The 7,371-nt window shown below is 65.7% G+C and carries 9 protein-coding genes; 2 read left to right on the top strand and 7 right to left on the bottom strand.

The window, feature by feature from the left end; genetic code table 11:
* Positions 1-313 (top strand): ABC transporter C-terminal domain-containing protein (locus GJ693_RS12290; protein ID WP_235902859.1); only part of this gene is annotated, 313 nt, incomplete at its 5' end.
* Here GJ693_RS12290 and GJ693_RS12285 read toward each other — a convergent pair.
* Complete coding sequence (locus tag GJ693_RS12285; RefSeq protein WP_156256585.1) at positions 310-816, bottom strand: GNAT family N-acetyltransferase; 507 nt, start codon at positions 814-816, stop codon at positions 310-312. The two genes, GJ693_RS12290 and GJ693_RS12285, sit on opposite strands and share 4 nt — an antisense overlap.
* Positions 809-2,113 (bottom strand): polyhydroxyalkanoate depolymerase, encoded by a 1,305-nt coding sequence (locus GJ693_RS12280; protein WP_156256584.1) that lies wholly within the window; start codon positions 2,111-2,113, stop codon positions 809-811. Before GJ693_RS12280 ends, GJ693_RS12285 begins: the two co-directional genes overlap by 8 nt.
* 182 nt (positions 2,114-2,295) lie before the next feature.
* Here GJ693_RS12280 and GJ693_RS12275 point away from each other — a divergent pair, with 182 nt between their 5' ends.
* Complete coding sequence (locus GJ693_RS12275; protein WP_156256583.1) at positions 2,296-4,089, top strand: ABC transporter transmembrane domain-containing protein; 1,794 nt, start codon at positions 2,296-2,298, stop codon at positions 4,087-4,089.
* A gap of 6 nt (positions 4,090-4,095) precedes the next feature.
* Here the strand turns inward: GJ693_RS12275 and GJ693_RS12270 are convergent, their stop codons facing one another.
* From GJ693_RS12270 to GJ693_RS12250, 5 genes are all read right to left on the bottom strand, one after another.
* Positions 4,096-4,872: an SDR family NAD(P)-dependent oxidoreductase gene (locus GJ693_RS12270; RefSeq protein WP_156256582.1), complete on the bottom strand. Its 777-nt coding sequence runs from the start codon at positions 4,870-4,872 to the stop codon at positions 4,096-4,098.
* A gap of 400 nt (positions 4,873-5,272) precedes the next feature.
* The gene (locus GJ693_RS12265; protein WP_156256581.1) at positions 5,273-5,698 is read right to left on the bottom strand and encodes an ExbD/TolR family protein; all 426 of its coding nucleotides are present in this window, start codon (positions 5,696-5,698) and stop codon (positions 5,273-5,275) included.
* Between the two features lie 54 nt (positions 5,699-5,752).
* Positions 5,753-6,229 (bottom strand): ExbD/TolR family protein, encoded by a 477-nt coding sequence (locus tag GJ693_RS12260; protein ID WP_156256580.1) that lies wholly within the window; start codon positions 6,227-6,229, stop codon positions 5,753-5,755.
* A gap of 28 nt (positions 6,230-6,257) precedes the next feature.
* Positions 6,258-6,986, bottom strand: coding sequence for a MotA/TolQ/ExbB proton channel family protein (locus GJ693_RS12255; RefSeq protein WP_156256579.1), 729 nt, complete (start codon positions 6,984-6,986; stop codon positions 6,258-6,260).
* A gap of 64 nt (positions 6,987-7,050) precedes the next feature.
* Positions 7,051-7,371: energy transducer TonB (locus GJ693_RS12250; protein ID WP_156256578.1), on the bottom strand; the 321-nt coding region annotated here is incomplete at its 5' end.

Here is a 7,371-nt window from a genome sequence, read left to right as displayed (position 1 = left end):
GCGGCAGGCGCCGGCCGCCGCTGCCACCCGCGGCGGGCGGTCCGTCGCGCCCGGCCCGAGCGCGCCCAAGAAGGCCAACAAGTTGAGTTACAAGGACGCGCGCGAGCTGGCCGAGCTGCCCAGCCGCATCGAGGCCTTCAATAAGGACATCGCGGCGCGGGAAGCGGCCCTGGCCGATCCCGATCTCTATGCCAAGAACCCGGCGCGCTTTGCCGCCCTTACCGCTGAACTGGATCGCCTGCGCGAAAGCCTGGAAGCGGCAGAGCACCGCTGGCTGGAACTGGCTGAAATGGAAGAGCAGCTCGCCGGCTAGACCGTTGTCGATCGCTGCATCAGCACGTCGTCAACAGCCTGACCATCAACGCGAATGGCATCCTGATCCACGGCGTAGGGGCGAAAGCCGCACGCCAGATAGAGCGCAATGGCCGGCGCATTGCCGATGAAGACGCTCAGTTCCACCGTCTCGACGCGCCCCCGGGCCAGTTCGAGGACGGACTCGACCAGTCGCCGGCCGACACCTGTCGAGCGGCCGCCTGGCGCCACATACATGCCCACCAGCTTGCCGCGATGGCTCTGCTTGCGCCCCGGCATCAGCGCCAGCGCCGCCGTGCCGATCAGTGCGCCGTTGCGAAACGCGCCAAGCGTTGTCCGCGCGTCAAGCCGCGCTTGCCAGACGCGCATCGGCCAGTCAGCTTCCTCGTCCGCATCGGCGCCAAAGGCCTGCGGGTGATCGCGCAAGCCCTGCAGCCGCAACTCGCGATAGGCATCCGCGTCGGCCGCCGTCAGTTGGCGGATGACAATGGCACCATCAGGCAACTTCGACCCCCGGCGGCACGATCGGTTCGACGTGACGCGGCGTCACCACCCGCTTCGGCGCTGGCGCCACACGGCCGGTATCGTGGGTGCGCACAAAGGCTTCCACCGCCGGCGCGATGCTGTCGCGCCACTTGCTGCCGTTGAAGATGCCATAATGGCCGGCGCCGAGCGCCAGGTGATACTGCTTCTTGTCGGCGGCCAGGTTCACGGCCAGATCCAGCGCGGCCCTGGTCTGGCCGATCCCGGAAATATCGTCGCGCTCGCCTTCGATGGCCAGCAGCGCGGTCTTCGTGATCTTCGCCGGATCGGCGATGCGGCCACGGTGGGTGAAACTGCCAGTGGCGAGGGCCTGGCGCTGGAACACCATGTCGATCGTCTGCAGATAGAATTCCGCGGTCATGTCGCAGACGGCGCGATATTCATCATAGAAAGCCTTGGTCGCCTCGGCCGAATCCTCGTCGCCCTCGACCAGGTGCTTGAACAGCTCCCAGTGCGATTTCATGTGGTTGGCGAGGTTCATCGACATGAAGCCCGACAATTGCAGATAGCCGGGATAGACCTTGCGGCCAGCGCCCGGATAGATGCCCGGCACCTCCTGGATCACCGTCTGCTCAAACCAGGCAAACGGCCGCTTGAAGGCCAGCTCGTTGACCGAGGTCGGCGCCTTCCTGGTATCGACCGGCCCGCCCATCAGCGTCAGGCTGGGCGGCGTGCAGGGATGGCCATCCTCGTTCATCAGCGCCACCGCAGCCAGTGCCGGTACGGAGGGCTGGCACACCGCCAGCATGTGCGTATCGGGGCCGAGCAGTTCGAGGAATTCGATCAGATAGTCGACATAATCATTGAGATCGAAGCGGCCTTCGCCGGTCGGCACCGCCCGTGCGTCACGCCAGTCGGTGATATAGACCTCATGATCGGGCAGCAGCCGTTCCACCGTGCCGCGCAGCAGCGTGGCATAATGGCCCGACATCGGCGCCACCACCAGGATGCGCGGATCGCTGCGGCCGGAAACGCCGCGCTGGAAATGCTTCAACTGGCCGAACGGCTTTCTGAGCACCACCGCTTCCGATACCGGCACCGACGCGCCATCGACGATGGTTGAATGGAGGCCAAAGGCCGGCTTGCCGCGCACCTCGACACTATGGGCAAACACCTCGAGCGCCCGCGCCATCACCGGCGCCGTGGGTGCCCAGGCCAGCGGGTTGGATGTGCTGAGCAGCCAGTCGCTGCTGGTCTGGGCGGCCATGCCCATCCCGGCCAGCCAGGCCTTCTGCATTTCATAGGCGGCGTAGAGCATCCAGAAATCCTTCCCCGCGCATCGGCCGGTTTGTTGCCCTGCCATATCGCAGGTGCAGCATAAACAGGAAAGCGGCCGGACCCTGCATGAATCCGGTGCAATGCAACAAATCTGCCACAACGCCCACCGCCGCAAAGTCGCACCACCATTGAGTGTCGCTCAAACGCCTGTTATCAGCCGGCATGGCTTCCCGTCCCCCCAAGCCGCCGCTGCCCCCGCCAGCCGAGCGCAAATTGTCCCGCCTCAAATTGTTGTGGCGGTTCGCGCGCGCCTATCCGCTGCAACTGACTGCCGCGCTCACTGCGCTCGGCGTCGCCGCGCTCACCACGCTGGCCATCCCGCAGGGGCTGAAGACGGTGGTGGACAATGGCTTTGCCAAGGGCAGCGACCCGGCCGCCATCGCGCCCTTCTTCGTCGGCTTCCTCGGCCTCGTCTTCCTGCTCGGCGCCGCCACGGCCGTGCGCTTCTTCTTCGTGTCGTGGGTGGGGGAACGGGTCGTCGCTGATCTGCGCACCGCCGTGCAGCGCCACCTCGTCACGCTCGATCCGGTCTTCTTCGAGGAAAACCGCCCGGCCGAAATCGCCAGCCGCATCACGTCCGACACTGCGATCATCGAACAGGTGGTCGGCACCTCGGCCAGCCTGGCGCTGCGCAACACGGTGATGGGCATTGGCGGCATCGGCTACATGTTCTGGGTCAGCCCCCGCCTCACGCTGATGATGCTGCTGGTGATCCCCCTCACCATGGGCCCGATCCTGTTCCTCGGCCGCCGCGTGCGCGACATCAGCCGCGCCAGCCAGGACCGGGTGGCCGACATGGGCACGATGGTCTCTGAAGTGCTGGGCGCCATCCGCATCGTGCAGGCCTTCACCCAGGAGGACCGCGAGGCCCGGCGCTTCGGCGCCGCTGTCGAGCGCAGCTTTGACACCGCCAAACGCCGCATCCGCCTGCGCGCGGTCATGACCGCCTGCGTCATCACCCTCGTCTTTGGCGCCATCACCCTGGTGCTGTGGCAGGGCGCGCTCGACGTGATTTCGGGTCGGCTGTCGGGCGGTGCTATCGCCGCGTTCGTTTTTGCCGCCGCCATTGTGGCCGGCGCGTTCGGCACGCTGACCGAAGTCTATGGCGATTTCATGCGGGCCGCCGGAGCTTCGGGCCGCATGGAGGAATTGCTCGCCGCCCGCCCGGAAATCCGCGCGCCGGCCCACCCGGTCGCCCTGCCCCAGCCCGCGCGCGGCGAACTGGAACTGGCCAATGTGCACTTCCACTATCCGTCCAAACCGGATGCCCCGGCACTGAACGGCTTCACGCTGAAGGTGGCGCCGGGCGAAACCGTCGCCGTCGTCGGCCCGTCGGGCGCCGGCAAGTCCACCCTGTTCCAGCTGGTCCAGCGTTTCTATGATCCCGAAGGCGGCGAGTTGCGCATCGATGGCGTCGCCTATCGCGACGCTGATCCCCATGCCATCCGTGAGCGCATTGCCGTGGTGCCGCAGGAAACCGTGATCTTCGCGGCCAGCGCGCTCGAGAATATCCGCTATGGTCGTCCCGATGCGACCGAAGCCGAGGTCTGGGCTGCCGCCGAGGCCGCCCATGCCGACGCCTTCCTGAAGGACCTGCCCGAGGGCATCAACTCCTATCTCGGCGAAAGCGGCACCCGCCTGTCGGGCGGCCAGCGCCAGCGTGTCGCCATCGCCCGCGCCATCCTCCGCAACGCGCCGATCCTGCTGCTCGATGAAGCAACCAGCGCGCTCGACGCCGAAAGCGAGCGCCTCGTGCAGGCCGCGCTCGACGAGCTGATGAAGGAGCGAACCACGCTGGTGATTGCCCACCGCCTCGCCACCGTGCGCAACGCCGATCGCATCGTGGTGATGGACAAGGGCCGCATCGTGGCGGAAGGCACGCACGACAGCCTGATGGCCGCCGGCGGCCTCTACGCCCGCCTCGCTCGTCTGCAGTTCGACCAGATCGCGGCCTGACCCGCGCTACTGCGCGGTAAAGCCGCCATCCACGACCAATTCGGCGCCGGTGATGAAGCTGGCCTCGTCACTGGCCAGGAAGGCGATGGCATCGGCAATCTCGCGCGGCACGCCAAAGCGGTTGCCGAGCGGATGCGCCGCCATCAGCGCCACCCGCATCTCGTTGCCATCCTCGCGCTCCGCCAGCGCACCCGCCACCATCGGCGTGTCGATGAAGCCGGGGTGGACGCTGTTGACCCTGATGCCCAGCGGCGCCCATTCCAGTGCCGCCGCCTTGGTGAGCAGCACCACCCCGCCCTTCGACGCGCAATAGGCCGCCGCGCCGGCCATGCCGACCTTGCCAAGGATGGAGGACAGGTTGATCACGCTGCCGCCGCCATTGGGATTGCTGGCCGCGATGCGCGGGCCGGCGTGGCGCAGGCCGAGGAACACGCCATCGAGGTTGACGCTGAGGATCTGGCGCCAGGCGTCATAGCTGTGGTCCATCAACTCGTGTCGGCCACCGGCGACCCCGGCGTTGTTGACCAGGATATCGAGCCGGCCAAAATCAGTGACGGCATGTTCCACCGCCGCCGCCCAGTCGCTGTGGCTGGTGACATCGTGCAAACGAAACGCCGCTTGGCCGCCGTCACTGGCGATGCTGGCGGCGACATCCTCGCCGGCGAGGTCACGATCGGTCAGCAGCACCGCCGCCCCGTCCTTCGCCAGGCGCCGCGCCGTGGCCGCGCCAAGGCCAGAGGCTGCGCCGGTGACCAGTGCCACCTTGCCTGAAAGTCGTGCCATGTTGTGTCTCCCCAAAGTTAAGCAAGGCTAGGCTGGATTTGGGGGCGGCGATACTGCGGGGATTGCGGGGTGTCGAAGCGAGCCCCTCTCCCATTTGGGGAGAGGGAGGGGCCCGCCGCGCAGCGGTGGGAGGGTGAGGGTTTATGGGGTCGCACTAACCCGCTCATGCCGAGCTTGTCGAGGCACGCGTTGGCTCTCAGAGTGGCCCACGCGGGTGCGGCCGGCGGCGAAGCCGCCGAGTCCGCTGGGGGAGCCGAAGGAAGGAAGAAAGAAAGAGCGCGGCAGAGCCGCGCCGTCGGACGAGTCAAAAAGGGCGGCCGTGAGGGGCCGCCCTTTTCGCTCGCCGTCCGATCTGGCCGGAGTCGGAAAATAGCTCTGCTATTTTCACGCCCGGCTGCGATCAGTTCGCGTAAGCCTCATTCCCGACAAAGCCCATCTTCTCGATGCCAGCCTGCTGTGCCGCTGCCATCACCTCATCGACGATGACATACTTGGCTTCGGCTTCCGGACGCATGCGCAGTTCCGGCTGTTCCGGCATCGCTGCGGCCTGCTTCAGGTAGCCCTTCAGCGTGGTCATGTTCACTTCCTGCTTGTTCCAGTAGATGTTGCCCAGGAAGTCGATGTCGATCTGGTTGAACACCGGATCAGGCTGGTTCGTGTTGTTCGGGTTCGGCGGCGGCAGATCCAGCTTCACGGCGTGGGTCTGCACCGGGATGGTGATGATGAACATGATGAGCAGCACGAGCATGACGTCGATCAACGGCGTCGTGTTCATTTCACCCATCGGAGCGGCTTCGCCGCCACCACCGCCAACTGACATGCCCATGGGGCAAACTCCTGTTCTTCTAGGGTGACCGGCCGCAGCCGGTCAGCCCAATCATCAAAAATCGCGCGTCACGTTGCCCGGGGTCGGTTCCGAGATGAACCCGACCTTCAGGAACCCGGCCCGCTGCATGGTGAAGACAACCCCACCGATGCAACGATAGGCCACGTCCTTGTCACCGCGGATGTGCACTTCCGGCAGTTCGACCTTGCCGCCCAGGGACTCCTGGCGCTTGATCTCGTCCTTCAGTGCCTTCACGCCGCGATCGAGCAGCTCCTGCTTGGACTCGACCTTGGTCTGGCCCCAGTAGGTGTCGCAGTTCCCGTCCACCGAGATCAGCACGTTTTCCGGCTTGGTCGTGGTGGGAACGTTGGTCACCGTCGGCAGGGTGAGCGGCACGGTCTGGATGACAACGGGAACGGTGATCAGGAAGATGATCAGCAGCACCAACATGACGTCGACGAGCGGCGTCGTGTTGATTTCGTTCATCGGCGCATTTTCATCGCCGCTGTCATTTCCGACACTCATCGCCATCGGATTGTCTCCTCAGCCTTGAGGCCGATCACTTCTTGACGGCGGGAGCAGCGGCGGCCGGGGCCGCAACCGAAACCGGACGCTCGATACGGGCGCCGGACACCAGGGCACCGTGCACGTCGGAGGTGAAGTTGTTCAGGCGGTCAGCCACGTCCTTGTTGCGGCGGATCAGCCAGTTGTAGCCGAGCACGGCGGGCACGGCCACGGCCAGACCCAGAGCGGTCATGATCAGCGCTTCACCGACCGGGCCGGCAACCTTGTCGATCGAGGCCTGGCCAGCCAGACCGATGTTGATCAGGGCGCGGTAGATACCGACGACGGTACCGAACAGACCGACGAACGGCGAAGTCGAACCGACCGATGCCAGGAACGAGAAGCCGGTGGTCAGCTTGCCATTGATGGCGGCGTTCGAACGGTTCAGGGCCATCGTCACCCACTCGTGCTGATCGATCTTGTCGGTCAGGCGGCCTTCGTGGTGATCGGCGGCGCGCAGGCCGTCGTCAACGATCTGGCGGAACGGCGAGTTCTTGTCGAGCTTGGAGGCGCCGGTCTTCAGATCCGACGAGGCCCAGAACTTCTTTTCCAGTTCCGAGGCTTCGGCCAGGATCTTCCGCTGGTCGAGGAACTTGGTGATGATGATGAACCAGCTGTAGAGCGACATGAACACCAGCAGCAGGAACACGGACCAGGCAATGACACCACCCTGCTGAAGGGCGGCCATCAGGCCATAGGGATTTTCGGCGGCTTCGGTCTGCATTTTGTTTTTCCCTCTTTATTATCGTGACGGGCTGGCGCGGGGCCTGAACCCTGTTTGCGTAAAATCAGTTCGTCAGGCGCCAGCGCACCGGCTGGGTCTTGCGTTCGGGGACGGGCTGGCCGTCACGGGTGGCCGGGTTGAACCGGAACCGGCGCTGGATGATCGAGCAGGTCGCATCATCAAGACGCTTGAAGCCGCTGGACTGCACGATTTCGCACTGGGTCACACGGCCATCGACGCCCACCACGTAGGACACGCGGGTCACGCCTTCTTCTTCCGCGGCGCGCGAGGCGCTGGGATAATCGTCATCGGAAAACACGTTGCCGCGGCCCTTGGGTGTCGCGGGCGCCGGCGGCGGCAGCGCGGCTGGCGGGGCGGGCGGGGC

Source organism: Sandarakinorhabdus oryzae (assembly GCF_009733735.1).
GTDB lineage: Bacteria > Pseudomonadota > Alphaproteobacteria > Sphingomonadales > Sphingomonadaceae > Sandarakinorhabdus > Sandarakinorhabdus oryzae.
Note: the sequence above shows the minus strand (reverse complement) of the source record. Positions and strands in the feature narration are given on the sequence as shown.